19 protein-coding genes are annotated in these 18,001 nt (G+C 40.8%); 10 read left to right on the top strand and 9 right to left on the bottom strand.

Annotation, left to right across the window (positions count from 1 at the left end):
* Window positions 1–1,382 precede the first annotated feature (1,382 nt).
* Window positions 1,383–1,706 carry a hypothetical protein gene (locus tag H6G74_RS01770; protein ID WP_062287429.1) on the top strand — a complete coding sequence of 108 codons (324 nt, stop codon included), beginning with the start codon at window positions 1,383–1,385 and terminating at the stop codon, window positions 1,704–1,706.
* On the opposite strand, the gene H6G74_RS01765 is transcribed toward H6G74_RS01770, so the two are convergent.
* Window positions 1,693–1,926 (bottom strand): hypothetical protein, encoded by a 234-nt coding sequence (locus H6G74_RS01765; RefSeq protein ID WP_190966010.1) that lies wholly within the window; start codon window positions 1,924–1,926, stop codon window positions 1,693–1,695. The two genes, H6G74_RS01770 and H6G74_RS01765, sit on opposite strands and share 14 nt — an antisense overlap.
* Window positions 1,927–2,075: 149 nt before the next feature.
* Window positions 2,076–3,920: a S8 family peptidase gene (locus tag H6G74_RS01760; RefSeq protein ID WP_190966009.1), complete on the bottom strand. Its 1,845-nt coding sequence runs from the start codon at window positions 3,918–3,920 to the stop codon at window positions 2,076–2,078.
* A gap of 120 nt (window positions 3,921–4,040) precedes the next feature.
* Here H6G74_RS01760 and H6G74_RS01755 point away from each other — a divergent pair, with 120 nt between their 5' ends.
* The 5 genes from H6G74_RS01755 to H6G74_RS01735 all read left to right on the top strand — a co-directional run bounded on the left by H6G74_RS01755 (window position 4,041) and on the right by H6G74_RS01735 (window position 8,656).
* Window positions 4,041–4,472 carry a hypothetical protein gene (locus tag H6G74_RS01755; protein WP_190966008.1) on the top strand — a complete coding sequence of 144 codons (432 nt, stop codon included), beginning with the start codon at window positions 4,041–4,043 and terminating at the stop codon, window positions 4,470–4,472.
* Between the two features lie 237 nt (window positions 4,473–4,709).
* Window positions 4,710–6,305 carry a hypothetical protein gene (locus tag H6G74_RS01750; protein WP_190966007.1) on the top strand — a complete coding sequence of 532 codons (1,596 nt, stop codon included), beginning with the start codon at window positions 4,710–4,712 and terminating at the stop codon, window positions 6,303–6,305.
* Between the two features lie 127 nt (window positions 6,306–6,432).
* A complete protein-coding gene (thiD, locus tag H6G74_RS01745) occupies window positions 6,433–7,254 on the top strand; it encodes a bifunctional hydroxymethylpyrimidine kinase/phosphomethylpyrimidine kinase (RefSeq protein ID WP_190966006.1) in 822 nt (273 codons plus the stop codon).
* Between the two features lie 190 nt (window positions 7,255–7,444).
* Entirely contained in the window at window positions 7,445–8,047 is a 603-nt protein-coding gene (locus H6G74_RS01740; RefSeq protein ID WP_190591896.1) for a hypothetical protein, read from the top strand.
* Between the two features lie 270 nt (window positions 8,048–8,317).
* The gene (locus H6G74_RS01735; RefSeq protein WP_015111218.1) at window positions 8,318–8,656 is read left to right on the top strand and encodes a P-II family nitrogen regulator; all 339 of its coding nucleotides are present in this window, start codon (window positions 8,318–8,320) and stop codon (window positions 8,654–8,656) included.
* A gap of 282 nt (window positions 8,657–8,938) precedes the next feature.
* Here H6G74_RS01735 and H6G74_RS01730 read toward each other — a convergent pair whose 3' ends face one another.
* From H6G74_RS01730 to H6G74_RS01710, 5 genes are all read right to left on the bottom strand, one after another.
* Entirely contained in the window at window positions 8,939–9,574 is a 636-nt protein-coding gene (locus H6G74_RS01730; protein ID WP_190966005.1) for a hypothetical protein, read from the bottom strand.
* Window positions 9,575–9,765: 191 nt separating this feature from the next.
* Entirely contained in the window at window positions 9,766–10,065 is a 300-nt protein-coding gene (gene minE, locus H6G74_RS01725; protein ID WP_190591894.1) for a cell division topological specificity factor MinE, read from the bottom strand.
* A 28-nt stretch (window positions 10,066–10,093) separates the two neighbouring features.
* Complete coding sequence (gene minD, locus H6G74_RS01720) at window positions 10,094–10,900, bottom strand: septum site-determining protein MinD (RefSeq protein ID WP_062287403.1); 807 nt, start codon at window positions 10,898–10,900, stop codon at window positions 10,094–10,096.
* A 45-nt stretch (window positions 10,901–10,945) separates the two neighbouring features.
* Window positions 10,946–12,091: a septum site-determining protein MinC gene (minC, locus tag H6G74_RS01715; RefSeq protein WP_190966004.1), complete on the bottom strand. Its 1,146-nt coding sequence runs from the start codon at window positions 12,089–12,091 to the stop codon at window positions 10,946–10,948.
* A gap of 466 nt (window positions 12,092–12,557) precedes the next feature.
* Window positions 12,558–13,880 carry a four-carbon acid sugar kinase family protein gene (locus H6G74_RS01710; protein ID WP_190966003.1) on the bottom strand — a complete coding sequence of 441 codons (1,323 nt, stop codon included), beginning with the start codon at window positions 13,878–13,880 and terminating at the stop codon, window positions 12,558–12,560.
* Window positions 13,881–14,133: 253 nt separating this feature from the next.
* Between H6G74_RS01710 and H6G74_RS01705 the strand changes: the two genes are divergently transcribed.
* Window positions 14,134–14,523 carry a hypothetical protein gene (locus H6G74_RS01705; RefSeq protein WP_190966002.1) on the top strand — a complete coding sequence of 130 codons (390 nt, stop codon included), beginning with the start codon at window positions 14,134–14,136 and terminating at the stop codon, window positions 14,521–14,523.
* Window positions 14,520–14,945, top strand: a complete 426-nt coding sequence (locus tag H6G74_RS01700; protein WP_190966001.1) for an HNH endonuclease — start codon at window positions 14,520–14,522, stop codon at window positions 14,943–14,945. Before H6G74_RS01705 ends, H6G74_RS01700 begins: the two co-directional genes overlap by 4 nt.
* 27 nt (window positions 14,946–14,972) lie before the next feature.
* On the opposite strand, the gene H6G74_RS01695 is transcribed toward H6G74_RS01700, so the two are convergent.
* Window positions 14,973–15,626 (bottom strand): hypothetical protein, encoded by a 654-nt coding sequence (locus tag H6G74_RS01695; RefSeq protein ID WP_190966107.1) that lies wholly within the window; start codon window positions 15,624–15,626, stop codon window positions 14,973–14,975.
* Window positions 15,627–15,789: 163 nt separating this feature from the next.
* Window positions 15,790–16,299, bottom strand: a complete 510-nt coding sequence (locus H6G74_RS01690) for a DUF1622 domain-containing protein (protein ID WP_190966000.1) — start codon at window positions 16,297–16,299, stop codon at window positions 15,790–15,792.
* 107 nt (window positions 16,300–16,406) lie between these two features.
* Here H6G74_RS01690 and H6G74_RS01685 point away from each other — a divergent pair, with 107 nt between their 5' ends.
* Window positions 16,407–17,261, top strand: coding sequence for a DUF72 domain-containing protein (locus tag H6G74_RS01685; protein WP_190965999.1), 855 nt, complete (start codon window positions 16,407–16,409; stop codon window positions 17,259–17,261).
* A gap of 267 nt (window positions 17,262–17,528) precedes the next feature.
* Entirely contained in the window at window positions 17,529–17,969 is a 441-nt protein-coding gene (locus H6G74_RS01680) for a hypothetical protein (RefSeq protein ID WP_190965998.1), read from the top strand.
* The last annotated feature ends 32 nt before the right edge of the window (window positions 17,970–18,001 follow it).

Raw genomic sequence — 18,001 nt, 5'->3', positions numbered from 1 at the left:
TTTGAAAACAGAACAATTAATTGGTAGATGCACCCTGATAATTTTCTCCCTAGCTGGCTGACACTGGCTGGGGGATTTTTTTTTGGTAGATGATGCTTGTTGTCGAAAATTATTCCGGGAGATGCAGTTTGAAAACAGAACAATTAATTGGTAGATGCACCCTGATAACTTCTTCCTTAGCTGGCTGACACTGGCTAGGAAGATTTTTTTACTTGCAACATCTCAGCAGAAGTAAAGTAATTATATATTTTTTCTGCGAAAGATGTTAATTAAATCTCGAACCAAATAATTGTTATAAATGCACCCTGATAAATAAATCTCCTAGTTATCTGACATTACTGGGAGATTTTTTGATATTTGGTAAATAGCAACCATGATTATTGCTTATTTATTCGGAAGATATTGATAAATTCTCGAATAAATAAATCATCAATCGACGCGCCCTAATAACTAACTCCCCTCTGCACTGGCCATAACTGGTAGATTTTTTTATGCTGTTTTCGCAGCATACTGATTTTTGGAATTTTTATCCGGAACATACTTCTAAATCCTAGAAACAGATTATTGGTAGTTGTACTAAGATAACTAACTTTCCTGCTTGGTAGATACAACTATACTTTTACTTTTGAAGCACCTAAAAACCTTTATGGTAATTGTTCCGGAAGACTTTGCTAGACCTTGGAACAATTAATTGGTAGATGTACCCTGATATCTAACTCCCTGGATTAACTAACACTTACTTGGCGATTGTTGAGACAATTATTGTCTTTTGTTGGTAGTTGCTTAGGCGTATATTCTAGCGTAAGTTTCAGACAATATACTAGTGCAAATAGTGTTTTTTGACTATCAGTGTCAGCATTTATTGACTTAACTTCCATCTGAATCTTCGCAGTTATCATGCCACCGATAGAGTTTATCAAAAACTTTTAGTGTTTATTAAGATAAAACTCGCTTATTTACCTTCTACTATTCACAAGTAGGAGATGGATTGTGGAAAAATTTTTGCGATCGCTCAGTTGCTTTGCAGAAGCTACCCTGGATGAGAATCGTAAGTTTGTACATCTTATCATAGTTTATAGTCAGATTTCTACTGATTTGTCAAAACCAGATTACAGATCGCTAAAAAATTAATTTTTTTAAGTTCATTGCTCCATCTGGAACAAAGTCATAGCTTAGGTTTTGGCTAAATTCCGTCGCCTAGTCAACAGCTTTTCTGTACTATGAGTATTTCCTGAAAATTATTTTTTTTGGATAAAATTCTCAATTTCGGACTTTAATTTTCATTAATTGCGCTATCCTTGGCGCTCATCCTTTAGTAAGATGCTTACTTTGAAAAAGTATGATACGATGTATTGCCTATTTTCAGGGAGGCGCAAAATTATATGAGTTTAGCTGTAATTAAATTTTCGTCTGAAGACTGCGGCATTTGCCATAAAATGGCTTTTTATGACCAAAAAGTAGCCGAGGAATTGGGTTTGCAGTTTATTGATGTGAAAATGCAAGATACAGCCACTTATCGCAAATATCGGAAAATTTTGCTCACCCAGTATCCCGATAAATCAGAGATGGGATGGCCTACTTATATTATTTGTGATTCTCCAGAGGGAGAATTTCAGATTATTGGTGAAGTCAAAGGCGGACACCCCAAAGGAGAATTTAGAAGTCGTCTGCAAGCAGTTTTAAATCCTACTGCTAATGAGAATTAAGGATTTCAAAAGATTTCACTTCTAAAACTGGGCCAATCATTGCTGCTGTCATGATATCTTCACGCACTTGTCCTGTGACTTTAGCTTGCTGCCCAGCTTTGAGCAAGCTTTTATCAGCGCCTTTGAGAATTTCATAAGTCACGCCATCACCTGAGACTAGCGCCCAAGCGCCCATTCCAATATCTCGACGTTCGATAGTGCCTGTAATTGTGATGCTCATAAGATGGGGGAGTAGGGAGTAGGGAGTAGGGAGTAGGGAGTAGGGAGTAGGGAGTGTTGTACACTGAGCGAAGTCGAAGTGTACAGGACTGAGTAGGGAGTGGGGATTTTTCACTGCTCACTACTCCCCACTCGCTATTCCCTGATATTTTATGCCACTTGTCTTTCGTTGTTAACTGCCAAACGAGCTAGTCCGTAACAGAGTAAAGCATTAACAATGAGGAAAACTCTGGCTAAGTCACCATCACCCAAACCCCAAACGGCTGGATCGTAAATGGCACTGACTGTCAAACAAGCTGCTACACCCAAGGTAGAACCAACGGCAAACCATTTCCAAGTCGGATGCCCTAACAGCAATACAATCAGCAATAAGGGAATTAACACACTGGCAAATAAGGGATTAAAAGCATTTGTACCTTGTAGTGTGTTACCCAACTCAGGTAGAGAACTGCCTAACAGGCGGAAAGGCCACTGGGGTAAATCAAATATATAGATGCCTTTGAGGAAGAATAACCCAGAACTGCCAAAAGTTAAGCCACTAAATAAAGCCCAACTCCAGGTAAAGGGGAAATAAACCCGTAAAAACCAAGCCAGTAAATAGGAACCGACTACCATTAAAATCTTCGGCAACAATGCCACTGCACCACCATCTATCCAAAAGCCGGGGTTAAGATAACCGTTATCGCGCAACCAACGGAAGAAATCTGGGAAACTGATTTGTCCTTGGGTAGCCAGTTTAACTGCGGCTTCGGCGTTGAGTTGTCCAGCGCCATAATAGTTCAACCCATCATCTTGAATGACTCTGGCTGACTGTTTGAGAACTTTTAAAATGTCATCAGGATTTTCGATGCCTTTGGCTTTGATTAAAGCCGCTACACCCGCAACGTGAGGCGCAGCCATACTTGTACCTTGGAGTCCCAAGAATTCACTTTCGCCATTTTCGTTGATGGTTTCTTGCAAAATCTTGCCAGTATCACTACCACCAGGGGCGGAAATATCTACGCCAGCACCATAGTTAGAGTAGTCTGCTTTTTCACCCTCTGGGCCGAAAGCAGAAACGCCAATCACATAGGGGTAACGGGCTGGATAGCTTGCACCATTGGCACTTTCATTACCAGCCGCCGCGATGATCACTACACCTTTTCTGTGGGCATAATCAATAGCATCTTTCATTAACTGGCTTTCACCGCCACCACCCAAGCTCATATTAATGACATCTGCACCTTTATCGGCGGCAAATTTAATCGCTTCGGCAATATCGGCAACTGTGCCACCACCGTACTCATTTAAGACTTTGAGTGGCATTAGACTGGCTTGGTAAGCAACACCCGCGACACCATATTGATTATTAGTAGCTTGGGCAACTGTACCTGCAACGTGTGTACCATGACCGTTATCGTCGGTGGCTTGTTCTCGGTCATTGACAAAATCGTAGCCTTTGACAAATTTGGTCTCTTTTAAGTCCCGTACTTGGGTAACACCAGTATCAATGACTGCAACGGTGATGCCACTACCTTTGGTTTCAGTCCACGCGCCTTCAATGCCGATTTTGTGCAGGTTCCACTGCTTGCTGTAATATGGGTCGTTGGGGCCGATTAAGGAAGGTTTGACCTCTTTATTTTGGGGCGGGGTGAGTTCTCCAAGAACGGTGGTTTGAGGTTCTGGGGGAATTCTATAGATGTAATTTGGTTCAATAAATTCTGTGGCTTTGGCAAACTGAGATTTTTTCAGTTGTTGCAGCCTTTGGCGATCGCCTTTGATAATATACACATTGTCTTGTGCAGAAAATTTATTATCTAATTGGGGTGTGACGTTGTATTGTTGAGCGATCGCTTGCAAGTCTCGGTCTATTTCATCTTTAGCAATATCTTCCCGAAAATCAAGCACAATCGTTTCAAAATCACCTTTTGCTGCTAGTCCCTGAAAATTTAAAAATCCAAAAACAGCAGCACCCAGCCCAATAATAAACAGGCACAATAATAATAGCCTTCTCATATTAACTCGTTAACGCTTTTGCCAGTTTGCTCACTAACATAACTTATTTACATCCCTGATTGGTGTAATTGTCACTTTAGTTAGTTAAACCTTCACTTACGACTCAGGATTTGTTAAACGATGGAACGTGGTCTTTTATGGTTGCCTTTGTTGATAGCGTTTTTTTGGTTAGCTTGGCAAGGATCTAAAGAATATCAAAAGGTCGAGGCCTACCGAACTTGGGCAGAACAATTTGAACGAGCTAAATATGATATTTATGCCGTATTAGGTCAAAAAGACAACAATCTTACTTGGGGTAAACCCACAACTAAAGGCCCAATCAATGTAGAAACTTTTTCTTTACTTGATGTCAAAAAAATCAATCTTTTGGTCAACGATACAGTCGTTAATATAGAAGCACCACCCGCCAAAGGTCGAGACATCAAAATAGAATTTGTTATTGCTGAACCCGCTAAATCTGTACTTGTCCCATTTACAGAAATTCCCTTAGCCACCAAATGGGCTAAATATTTACAGGGAGCATTACAAAATTTACGCGGGGAACAAAGTTAATCTCCAACCCGTCATCAGTTCTAGGAAATTGCAAGGTATATTGAGAAGCAAAGCAAAATCAGATCCCCGATTTATTATATAAGTCGGGGATCTAATTTCCTGAGCATTTTTCCAGCAAATATCTTAACCAAATGAATTAATTTTTTTGCAAAATTTTGGGAAATATTGTCTAGAGAAATTGTAGTTAAAAACAGAAATAAAAAATCTTCCATCTTGGTCAAAAGATGAGAATTGGTTATGCAAAAAAATATTGCTGTTTTGGGTGTCTTATTACTTCTTGGTGCTTGTAGTTCTAGTATTGACGGCATCTCTCAAGCTACAAATACCGTGAAAGCGAAAGTAGAAAACTGTCCCCAAGCTGAGGTTGTGTCTTTACCAGGACAAAAGCCAAACGAAGGCTTTTATGACAGGTTTGATTGGCATATCCGCAATATCATAGCGGATAATGACACGATTAGATTTCAAACTTTAAAGCAAGATTTTGTTTTCTGTCGAGCTAATAATACTTGGACAGTCCAAAAAGGAACTTTACCCAAAGACTTACAACCACCAACCAACTATGCTGCTTCTGCCCAAGAGATAGTAAATCCCAAGTTCAAAAATATTAACTTGCAGGGTAAAACTTATCAGTATCGAGTCGTTCAAGAGCCAAATTATTCTTTAAATTCTGATAATAATCTCTCCCGACCAGAAGTCAAAGATCCAACCAAAGATAAAATTGTTTTTGAATTAATTACACCTAATAATAAAACTCCTCAACGCCAAACTTTGTACACCCTTAAAGATTTGCAAAATGCAGCAGTAAAAGCAGGATTTTCGGCTGAAGGAAATTTGTTAGGTGTGCCAAGAATTACATCTAGTTTAATTTATGGTGACAAGATTTGGTGGTCAATTGCCTTTGAGCAAGGTGAAGGTAACAATGGTATTGCCACCATTGTTAGTTATGATCCAAAAACTGATAAATTTAGCTTAATTCAACCAGAAGCCCTGGCATTTACACAAATCACAGATTTAGCCATTACTGGTGATGTTAATAGTCCAACTTTCTGGATGGGTACTAATGTTAGTGGTGAAGGAAATCTCTACATTCCCGCTAAAGGATTAGTTGCTTATCGTCCTGATAATTCTTTAAGTACTTACACTACAAATAATAGTCCTTTAGTTGGGGCAATTCCTGACAAACTCAGACTAGAAAATGAAATTCTTTGGGTGAGTAGTGCTAACGGTGTTTGTCAAGTGAAATGGCAAGCTGCTGATAATCCAAAAAATTGGTCTTGTTGGCGCTTTACGGCAATGGCTAAAGTGCCGGCAACACTACCAATTTACAGTGCCTCGACTAATCAAAAGCCTGCTGCATCCTTAGCCGCTAATAACACTGTAGAAGTTTTGTGGTGGAGTCCTGTCAACTTCAAAACAAACAAAGGACGTTACGAGGTGACATATCCTCAAGGCTTCACAGCAAAACTCAATGAAGGTGCAAGTAAGTATGAGTTTGGGCGTTCCTTACCAGCCGGAAAAACACCTATTGAATGGCCTGGTTTTGAATGGCACTGGAATGGACAACACTTTATTCGTAGCTTAGATGAAGTTTCCCTCAATTTAGTTGGTGGCGGCCCTCAAGGTATCGGTTCTGGAGAATTTAACCCAGAATTACCGATGAATTGGAATGCAATGCGCGGTGATTTAGAGTTACTTGATATTTCTCCCAAGTCTACCAGCGTAAAATATTACTCTGGCTGGGTTGACTCCGAAAAACTGCAACCTTATCTTACAGTTGTGCCGCAAACCAGACCCCAAAACCCACAACCAAATCCTTTGTTGAAGGTCAAGTGAAGTATGAAGTGTGAAATTTCAACGGTTATGAGTCATTAGTCATTAGTCATTTGTCTCCCTCGTCCCCTTTGTCCCCTCCTACCCCACCTCCCTACTCACCACTCACCACTCCCCACTCCCTAAACTTATGAATGCCGAAAAGACATCAAAAATACCTGTAGCTTTAACTATTGCTGGTTCTGATAGTGGCGGTGGTGCGGGGATACAAGCTGATTTACGCACCTTTGCCTTTCACTGTGTCCACGGTACTAGTGCTGTAACCTGCGTGACGGCGCAAAATACCTTGGGAGTGACGAGAGTGGATGCAATGCCACCGGAGGCTGTTGCTGCCCAAATGCAAGCGGTAGCAGAGGATATTGGCGTTATAGCTGCGAAAACGGGAATGTTGCTAAATCAAGAAATTATTGCGGCTGTTTCCCAGCAAGTAGAGGCTTTAGAAATCAATAATTTAGTGGTTGACCCGGTGATGGTATCCCGCACAGGGGCGCAGTTAATTGATGATGATGCAATTAAAACTTTATGTCAGCAGTTAATTCCCCAGGCGGTAATTATTACCCCTAACCGCTATGAGGCGCAGATTTTAAGCGGTTTCCCGATCAATACTCTAGATGATATGAGGGCTGCTGCCCAAACTATTCACAGCAACTTCAAAGCGCAGACTGTTTTAGTGAAAGGTGGCGGGATGCAGGGCAATGCCCGTGGGGTAGATATCTGGTTTGATGGTAACTGTTTGGAACTCTTGACAACACAGCAAATAGACACGCAAAATACCCACGGTACTGGTTGTACTCTATCAGCTGCGATCGCCGCTAATTTGGCAATGGGCAAGGATTTGTTAACATCTGTCAAACAAGCAAAAGACTATGTTACAACTGCTCTGGCTTACTCACTCAGTATAGGCAAAGGTCAAGGCCCTGTAGGACACTTTTTTCCTTTGTTACGAAATTGACCTGTATTTAGTGGAATATTGTAAGTTGTTAGTTGCTTGTTATGGCGATTTTTAGGTATTGACTCGACCGAAAAAAATCTTTGCTATCTCAGCATTTATCTATTATTCTTGGGCATAGTTTCATATCTAGCCATTTCTCATAGCATTTCTGTAAAATTCCATTACCTTAACTTTTGATACCAATTCACCGATGCGAACAACCACAGCAGCTGTTCATAGCCACTCTGCAAAACGGCCCGCTTCTCCAAATCATCCCTCCTCTGTGCCATTGTACGTATATCGGGAATTGGCAGCAGAGTTAGAAGCAACCCAAGCACAGTTAGATGCACTCAACGCGAAAAATCAACAACTGGTGCAAGAAAATAAATTTCTCCGCCAAGAAATTGCCAAAGTCTTGCAGTCTGTTTCTCAATTGCAAAAACTAGTTGATTTCCGTGTCCCCGAAAGTAAGGATAGTAACCCGCCCAGCCGTGCTAGTGGTGAAGTGAAAAATTTCCCCAAACAGCCAAAAAAAGAAGCACGCCCACGTTCACAGTCAGCGCGTCCGCGTCCAGCCGCCCCGCCAAAAGCCAAACGCCGTCCTTTTCCTTTACCTGTGGTAGAAATAGGTTCTCCCCAGCCGGAAACCATCTTTATTGAGGAGCAGCCTGTCAGTTATTATCCTTCTAGGGAACCGGAAAAGAGGGAAATTAATGGTTGGGGATTAGTGATTACTATTGTGTTAGTTATGCTGACTGCTTTTGGTGCTGGGTATTTAATTGTAAGACCCTTATTTGCCCATCAAAGTAACTAATTTGGCCATGAATTGTTAACAAATCTACTTAAATATAGAATTTTTCTATCTTTAAGGTAAATCAAGCAAGTTTCACCTCGCTCCTTGTATATCTCCCTATTTTGGACTTCAATCTGAATTGCTAAAACTGCATAGACAAAAACCAGACACTTTAAAAAAAGTTGCAATTATTACATTATGTTTTGGTAATCGGGTTATTGGTAAGAATGTCAGACGATTGATCTGCTTAGATAGATAAACGAACCTATTTAAGATTAAGGAGTCAAATACATGAAAAAAGTAGAAGCAATTATTCGCCCATTTAAGCTTGACGAAGTGAAGATTGCTTTGGTTAATGCGGGTATCGTGGGGATGACAGTTTCTGAAGTGCGAGGTTTTGGACGGCAAAAAGGACAAACCGAACGCTATCGTGGTTCAGAATACACTGTTGAGTTTCTGCAAAAACTAAAAGTAGAAATTGTGGTTGAAGATAACCAAGTTGATATGGTGGTGGACAAAATTATTTCTGCTGCCCGCACAGGCGAAATTGGTGATGGTAAAATCTTCATCTCTCCTGTTGAACAAGTAGTGCGGATTCGGACTGGAGAAAAGAATACAGAAGCAGTATAAGGCTAAAGAGTGGCGCGAGCGATCGCGTCTATTACTGTCTCCTACTTGACAAAATAGTCAGCGTTGCTGAAAGTGAGATGAAAAACATCCACAAGTTAAACTTTCAGATGTTTTTGCGTCTTTAAAATCAGCAACGCCTCCTAGTACAACAAGGCAAAAGTAAAAAGGAAAAAGGAAAAAGAAGGAATATTGAGCTTTTCAGCAATTTATAATGGTGCTTGATTGCCGCCAACCTGTACTAGGAAAATTTTAAAATCGGATTTTACTGAGAAATTAGGGAAATTACTCAGTAAAAACTTGAAAAATATTTTGGTAGCCAGACTGGGCTAAATTCGCAGCTTCCCGACGTTCTTCATCAGAAAATTCGCTTTGTAGTTCTTCATCGTCAGAAAACTTAGCAATTAATTCCTCGTCATCGAAAAACAAAGTTTCTCCAGAGTGGAAATATCTAATAGCTATAACTTTGTTATTTCTGAACCAGAAACCTACCCCGTCTCCGACTTCTAAAAGTGCTTCTGAAGCTGTCACAGGTTTATTATTGATAGTACAAATTCTATAAACTACACCTGCTTTTACTTTTGTCGTTTCATCACAACCTTCAGTCATCTCTGTGAGGGAGTGCATTAGCTTCTCAAACAGTTGTTTTGAAGTGTCTTGATTAATTTCCTGTTTTGCGGTTGCAGAAGTATCAATCACGCATCTATCGGGAATACCATCACCATCATCATCAATGCGTGAGTCATTTTGTCGCCCATCATTGTCGCAATCAATTGCACCTCCAATAATTTTACTTTCTTTCACACCTGATGCTTGGAGAGTGGAGACTTGAGACGCTTGAGATACTTGACAATTCGTCAGTAAAGTAGTAAAAACTAGCAAACTCAAAGAAATTAGTTGCGGAAATAGCAGTGATTTCATTACATATCTGAGTATTTGGCTAGTTTAGTTTGCCCAAAATACAACAGTTTCATTAGGTATGAAAGAGAGGCTAGAGGCTAGGGACTAGGGGCTAGAGGGTTCGTATGTTTTTACTTAGCACTCAGCACTCACACTTCGGCTACGCTCAGTGTAAAGCACTCAGCACTCAGCACTCAGCACTTTCTGAGCAACTATTGTGATTTATCACCACTTTCCAAAAGAGGCAGAGAGTCTTTCACCCGCCGAATTGGCAAATTGGCAATCAAAGCTGTGGTTCTTTGGTTACTTTCGAGCGTAAATTCCAAGCCATCAGTTTCAATTTCCACATAACGACAGACAATATCTAGAATTTCTTGACGCATTTTTTCTAACGTCTGAGCATCTAGATCGGCGCGGTCGTGGGCTATGACTACTTGTAGGCGACGTTTAACTTGATTGCGACTGTTTTCAGGAGGTCGAGAAAAAAGTCGTTCGATAAGTTCAATGATCATTGCTAATAGATATCAGGAGACTGAAACATTAAACAATCTTTGTCCACAACAACTTACGCAATCGGGCGAAGATGTTATCTGGGGGTGCGTCAAGATCCAAAAATTCGACGGTTTCTCCTTCCAATCTCCGAGCAATATTTTCCACCGCTAGGGCCGCTAAAGAGGGAGTATCCCCTAATACTAAAGGTTCGCCACGATTGGTTGAGACAATTACACGCTCATCGTCAGGGATTACGCCAATCAAGGGAATTGCAAGCAGTTCTTGAACATCTTGGACAGACATCATGTCATTTGCCTGCACCATTGCTGGCCTAATCCGGTTAATTATTAAGTGTACACGCTTAATACCTTGTGCTTCTAGTAACCCAACTACCCGGTCAGCGTCTCGGACGGCAGAGATTTCGGGTGTAGTGACAATGAGGGCTTCTTTGGCTGGGGCGATCGCATTTTTAAATCCGTTTTCAATTCCCGCCGGACTATCAATAATGACATACTGATATTTTTGGGCTAGTGCATTCACCAATAACTTCATTTGTTCGGGGGTAACTGCATCTTTGGAGCGATTTTGGGCTGCTGGTAGAAGTACGAGGTTAGTTTGGCGTTTGTCTTTGACTAAGGCTTGTTCTAACCGACATTCTCTAGAGAGAACTTCTACTGCTGTGTAGACAATGCGGTTTTCTAGTCCTAACAGCAAGTCCAAATTTCTCAAACCAAAATCTGCATCAACCAAGGCAATTTGACGACCCATTTTAGCCAGGGCCATACCTAGGTTTGCTGACACTGTAGTTTTACCCACCCCTCCTTTGCCGGAGGTAATCACAATAATGCGAGTCATGTTCAGAGTTGCGAGCGATGAGGGTTCAGGAATTATAATAGATATTTATGGTACTGGATTTATCCTAGCTAATTGATTTCTAGAAAAATCCGTAGCCCTAGCGATGCGAATTCCTTGCGGCGTGATATGTGCCACTTCGGGAGAAAATTGTGCTGGTAGCTTCTCTGGCGCTCTAGCTACAGCATCGGCGATTCGCAATTGAGTTGGTTCCATTTGCAAAGCCATAATTAGGCACTCACGGTTCCCCCCAGCACCAGCATGAGCAATTCCACGCAAACGCCCCCAGACTAAAATATCTCCTTCTGCAACTACGATACCACCTGGATTGACATCTCCTAGCAAAATTACTGTACCGGGATGGCGAATTTCCACTCCTGATCGCACGGTCATTTCGAGATAGAGTGCATCAGCGTGGGTGGTAGGTGTGGCTTGAGGTTCGGAATTGAGGGAGGTTTGGGGCTGTAGTTGTTCTACAGAATACCCTGATGTGACAGCAGCGATCGCAGTTTGTCTCCGACTCGTAGCAACAGATTTTAGCTGGAGTTGGACTTCGCTAAAGCTGTCGGCTAAATCTTGCAGTTGTCTGCTATCTAACAAGCGGTCATGAGCTACCAAATGCACTGGTGTATTTGGTATCCTTAAGCGATCGCCTGCATTTAATCGCACCTTTAACTGTTGCCAAATATCAGACCAAGCCAGTTCCGAAGCTGGTAACTGGGATTCTGTCGGTAAAATCACTAACAGTTTGCCGTCTTCATGTTTGAACTGGACTTGGATATGATTTTTGAGTCGATTGTCTACTTCGGTTTCTGTCACATCCCAAAGAGTAGAACTCGCATCTGTATGGGGGACTTCAGCATTCGCTTCTAAGTCCTTAGCCAAATTTAATTCCAATTCTTCAGACGTAGAATTTAACTCTACATTCGCAATTGGAGTATTTGACTCTGATTCTTCGGGGACAGACTCTGGATTTAACACTAAAGGCGGAGAATTTGATTTTAAATAAAGGAGAACAGATGATAATTCCGTATCTGGAATCACAGAATGGGGATCTGGCTCAGAAACAGTAGAATTCGGTTCAATCTGAGAACCCGTGGAATTTACATCTATTTCAGATAGGTGAGTGATGGACTCTGCATCAGGAAGCGCAGAATTTGACTCTGGATTAGGGATAGCAAAATCAGAAGTCATGCAACACCAGCCATAAACACAACGGAAACTCCGGGTAATTACTTATCTTAAATTAGTTACACAACGGAACAACATTCTCACCCAAGAAAGTTATGAGGACTGAGTGCTGTCAACGCTTCTGTTACCTCCCAAGGGATGCACCAACAACTGCGGCTCAGAACTTTTGAGTTTGGCACTGAACTCATGTTTCTGAAGTATTTCAGAACAAACATTTTGTATCAACCCTGATTTATTATTCTTAACTAGACATCTGGACAGCTATTAGGCATACATATTGCACTGTTTTTTGGAGATTGTCATTAGTCAAGAGTCAAAAATCAATATTAAGGAGGCAGGAGGACGAAGGCAGGAGGCAGGAGTGAATATTTAGGGTATTTAACAAGTAAATAATATTTCTTGTGCAATGCCAGCGCGAAATATATATTTTCTTTGGTCAACATCTCATGAAAAATCAAGACTTCACACTTCATTCTTTAGTTAACCGTTGATAAACTGTTGCCAAGGCATTAGCATCGCCAACATTACCAGGAAATAATACAACTGGTAAATTGGGAAATTGGGGATGGTTTGCCGGTGTAGTTACCATTGAACAACCAGCGAGAATTTGTCCAAGTAATCTGGCGGTTGTTAAAGCCAAGCCATTACTCAAAACATCATTGGAAGTAATTCCACCTTTGCTAATTAAAAAGCCAATATCAGCAGGTAAGCCCCGCACAATATCCATTAATAAACTAGAAACTTGAATCCCAAAATCTAGCCGCGTTTTAACATCATTAAAGGTGAGTTCTTGACGACTAGTATAAACAACAGGCGTTTTGCCAGCGTTATGTACAGTCTGGATATTTGCTAATGTCTCAGTTAGCAAAGTAGTAGCAGAATTTTCTTGATTATCGAGTAATCTTTGCACCTCAACTTCAATTCCCACTGTTCCGGCTGTTTGCAATAAAGCTTCTAATTGTTGAGTTGTTTTTTTGACATGGGAACCAACAATCACCGCACCTGGTTTACCTTGGCGTACGTATTTTGCCATGTTTTCAGCTGCAATCGGTTGGGGTGGTAATGCAGCCAAAGCTGTTAAGATGCTGGCGGCGCTACGAAATAAAAAGCGTTTACCTTGGCTGGCGGCGGCTAATAAATCTTTGGCGAACATATCCAGGTCGGCTTGAGTTTCACCATCAACTACGGCACACTGATTACCAGTGAGTTTTAGCAAGCGTTCTAAACTACCAGCACGAATATCAGCCAGTAAAAAGCGGGTGACAGACTCCGCACTGATGCGCCCCTGAGTTTTTTCGGCGACATATTTGGGTAAGTAACTGTGATGATAACCAAATACAGAATCGCGGGCAAACTCAGTTTCATGTACTGGAGTTGGGACACCATCAATAATTAAGTAATGGATGCTGTCACGGGTGATGCGTCCGCCTTCAAAAAATGCTGGTACGAGAAAATGAGCATCAAAAGGGCCGAGTTCATCGACGATCGCATCCGTTTCAATCGGATAATGACCGCGTAATGTAGAATCAGAACGGCTAACAACTAAAAAATCGTTAATTCCTTCAGATGCGATCGCTTGTTTTAAATTTTGACAAACTTCTCTAGTCACAGCTGCGGCTGACTCTGGAGGTAGCGCACGAGTATTTGTCAGGACAAAAAAAATCGGTGATTCATCGCGCAAACCGATGCGTAAAGTTTCCACATCCCAGTGCATTAGCAGCAAGCAACTGTGGACTGTTTGCGAACCGGTAGGATCATCATCTAAAACAATTATTTTGGGTTTGTTACTCATGAGAGTCAGCAGCACAACTGTTGTGTGGGATATTTCAGACTTGAGAGAATAATCTGCAATAATTTAGCAGTTAATATATACCCGCTTGAATAGTGAGTGTTTAGGACGGCAGATTTGCTAAATTATTTGTCAGCAATTTTTCATTATCTCGCAAAAATGGTATATTCCCGTTCTAGTTAAAATATTACTTGTAACTTAATTAGACAAATTGCGATCGCAGGGAAAAATCCAGAAGAATATTCTTATTTGCGTTATGAGTACTCAAATCACTATCACCTTACCAGATGAGATTTACCAACATGTTGAACGTTTTGCGAAATTGGCAAATCGGGATGTTGCTAGTATTTTGGCAGATACAATTCAACTGTCGATTCCATCTGTGAGAGCAGAAGTTAATAATTTAGAACCTGTCTCAGTTCTTGCCAATGAACAAGTTCTGGCTTTGACAGAATTGCAAATGGAACCCGAACAGGATAGCAGATTGAGTGAATTACTTGAGCGCCAACAAGCAGGGACTATTACCGATAATGAGCGCCCAGAGTTACAAAACTTGATGCAAATTTATCAAGAAGGACTCTTACGGAAAGCAACTGCACTAAATGAAGCTGTCAAACGTGGATTAATTGAGCCTTTAAGTCAGTGAGCCAAATTCCAGAAGCAGTCCGTGTACGAATCAGGACACAAGCCAACAATCAGTGCGGTTACTGCCGCAGTCTTCAAAAGTATGTTCTAGGCATTCTCGAAATTGAACACATTGTACCCAAAGCAGCAGGTGGTACTGATGATGAAGAAAATCTCTGGCTTGCCTGTCGGTTATGTAATTCCTACAAAGGTATTCAAACCTATGCCAAAGATCCCATAACTAACTCTAAAGTCAAACTATTCAATCCTCGTCAACAAAAGTGGTCAGATCATTTTACTTGGACAGACGATGGTAGTCAGATTGTAGGTTTAACTACCTGTGGTCGTGTAACTGTTTTAGCTTTGCAATTGAATAATCCCTATGCTGTTGTTGTCAGACAAGCTTGGGTTTCCGCAGGCTGGCATCCTCCAGTAGAAATCTGAGCAAAATTGCTGCAATGCAATCTTGAATTAAGGCTTTTGCAACTTTCTAATTTCCGCTTGCACATCCAGGGCAATCTGCAATGATTGATTGAGTAGTTGAGCATATTCACCAGCTTGGGTACTGACTTGTAATGCTTGCAGATTGGCTAAATTATTCACAAATAATTCTTGATTATTCGCCAGCAGTTTTTTATTGTCCCGTAAAACTCGCTCGGTTTTTAAGGCGCGGACTAAATCTTCTCGAATTAGTTGTAAGGCAGAAATTACTTGTTCTCTGTCGTGGATAGAGTTATTTGAAGTTGCTAATTGGTCGTGAATATCGATAGCGTTAATCACAGCATGATATTGATCAACTTCATCTAACAGCATGGTGAGTGCTTTTGGACAAGTGAACCTGCGCCAGAGCGATCGCCCAACAATCACAGCCAAGGGTACTAAAATTAATAAAATAATGCCTAATGTAATGGAAGAACCAATAGTTGGCAAAATCATAAACGCATAAATAAAACCCACAATAATTGGTGTGAGTGCTAACGCCACCAGCAATTCATTCATCAAAAAGCCAAATCGCTTTTCTTTATCTTTCATTACCGAAGGCCGGAAAACATCTTCTGAGTCAAACCCAGTCAAACGCCTCAATTCTCCCTTGCTAATTTCTAAGCCTAGTAAATCCGGCTGCACTGCTGCATACTCCTTGAGAAAGTGCGATCGCGTTTTCATTGTAATCGGCTATGGGCAAGGTCGTACATCCACCTCAGTCGAGCGATCGCAATTTCCGAGTCAGACAATTGCCTATATAAGTTGCTTTGCTGAGTATAAAAATCTTTTGCCTATCTCAAATCTACTATGTGTTTTCAGATTGTTCAGCATTTTGATAACTTTTAGAACGACTTTGTTCTACCTGCTGAATTTCTCGTTCTAAAAAGTAATTCAGTAATGTTCTTAGTAGTACAATTGCTCCTAAATTGAGAATATCTTGGCGTGTAGGTGCAACAGCCGTTCTTAAAATATCACTAGCAACGGTAAATTCTAACCCCAAAGCTAATACCCGCCCCAACTGCAAGCGCACCACTTCTGTCGAATCAATATGTTGTCTAGAACGAGAAAAGGTTTGCAGCAGATAAAGCATTATCCCACGAATCACAGCCAGTCCAATTACTAGTGCGGCGGCGATTTCGGCGGTGGCGGCGAGATAACCAACAATTAATTTTAACCATGATTCTAACGGTGCTTGTGCTGCCTCTGTTTGCTGAGTTTGTTCGACATTGAGGCTTAAAAGTAAAACTAAACCGAAAATTAATGCTAGAGGTAGTAGAATTTCTAACAAAGATGCTGATAAAGATTTTTGCTGCATAGTGATTGTATGAGTTCTCCCGTTTTTATTTTTGGGAAAAACAGCACCAAGCGATCGCGCCATCCATAAGCCTTTACAATTTAAGTAAGAACACTCAAGGCTAGTCAGTGAACTTTTTTATTGGTTGTGCAGTTTGGGCGTATAAAGGTTGGGTGGGTGAGTTGTATCCCCCAGGGACTCGCGCTACTGATTTTTTGCATCTTTACAGTCGTCGCTTAACTACGGTTGAAGGCAATACTACCTTTTATGCCGTGCCTAACCAAGAAACTGTGAGTCGTTGGGTAGCAGAAACACCCCCAGGTTTTGAATTTTGCCTCAAGTTACCGCGAGATATCACCCATAAAGGTTTACTCCAACCCAATATTCCCGCAGCGTTGAAATTTTTAGAAGGAATGCAGCCTTTAGGAAAACGCTTGGGGCCGATGTTTGTCCAGCTACCTCCCAGTTATCCAGGGAAACTAATTGATGATTTAACTGCTTTTCTCGAAGCTTGGCCAAGAGAAACTGCACCTCTAGCTTTAGAAGTCAGACATTTAGATTGGTTTAAAGAACCTTACAGTAGTCAATTAACAGCGTTGCTAGAAAATCTTGGTGTTGGAAGAGTATTGTTAGATTCGCGTCCAATTTACAATGGCGAAGATGACCCCCAGTTACAATCAGAACGACGCAAACCTAAATTACCTGTACAATTCAGCGTGACTGCGCCTTTTAGCTTGATTCGGTTTATTTCCCATCCCACATTGTCTGAGAATCAGCAGTTTATGGCAGAGTGGGTAACTCAGATTCAACAATGGTTGCAAGCGGGAATAAAAATTTACTTCTTTGTCCATTGTCCACTAGAAGAGCGATCGCCACACAACGCCCGTCACTTTCAAAAGTTATTAGAACAAAGCGGTGTCGAAGTTCCGCCTTTACCTTGGAATCAACTAGATAATTCACCTAGTCAGCTAAGTTTGTGGTAAGCTTGCTCGGATATTTATTTAATTTTTTGCTTTCATAACATATTCAACTCATACTCACTTCAAAAAGAGTAATAATAGTTATTGCAAGACATTTTTAATAAAGTGAGAGTCGTTCTCTTTTTTTTAAAGGACATTATATATCCCTGAGCAAATTTGCCAAGAGGATATTAACAATGCTTAAAAATAACGAAGAGAAATGGCTTGATTTTTTGCGTGGATTGTGATTAGTGCGATCGTTTATCAGCAGTTTCATCAAAGGAGGTTCAGATGAGTCGTCTTCTTTATGAAAAATCAATTTCATATCAAGGATATCTCATCATTCCGTTTGTTTACGGCAAAGCTGATGCTTACGAAATCTATTCCTACAAGCTGTTGTCAGAAATCGGCAATAAAAGTAGATTTCACAAAACAGAAAATCCGGCGGGCATCTACGGTAATAGCATTAATAATATTGTTGATATTGCCAAAGAACATCTTGACAAAAATTTAGAATTTCTCAGTCAAAAAGATTGTTTTAAGTCCCGCTATATTTTCCGTAACAACCTGATTATCATCTTTCAAGAAGATAGCAAATATTTCTACGATCATTATCCACCAGAATTATTGAATAATATTGCCGCCCCAAAATTATTCAATTCCGAATATGAATGCTTGAGTTGGATACAAGCAGGGCTGAATGGACAATATGTCCGACAGCAAGCAAGCTAAACCAAGGTCATACTTGACTTAAACTAATGATG

The sequence above is a fragment of the Nostoc spongiaeforme FACHB-130 genome (genome assembly GCF_014698475.1).
Classification (GTDB): domain Bacteria; phylum Cyanobacteriota; class Cyanobacteriia; order Cyanobacteriales; family Nostocaceae; genus Nostoc_B; species Nostoc_B spongiaeforme.
Note: the sequence above shows the minus strand (reverse complement) of the source record. Positions and strands in the feature narration are given on the sequence as shown.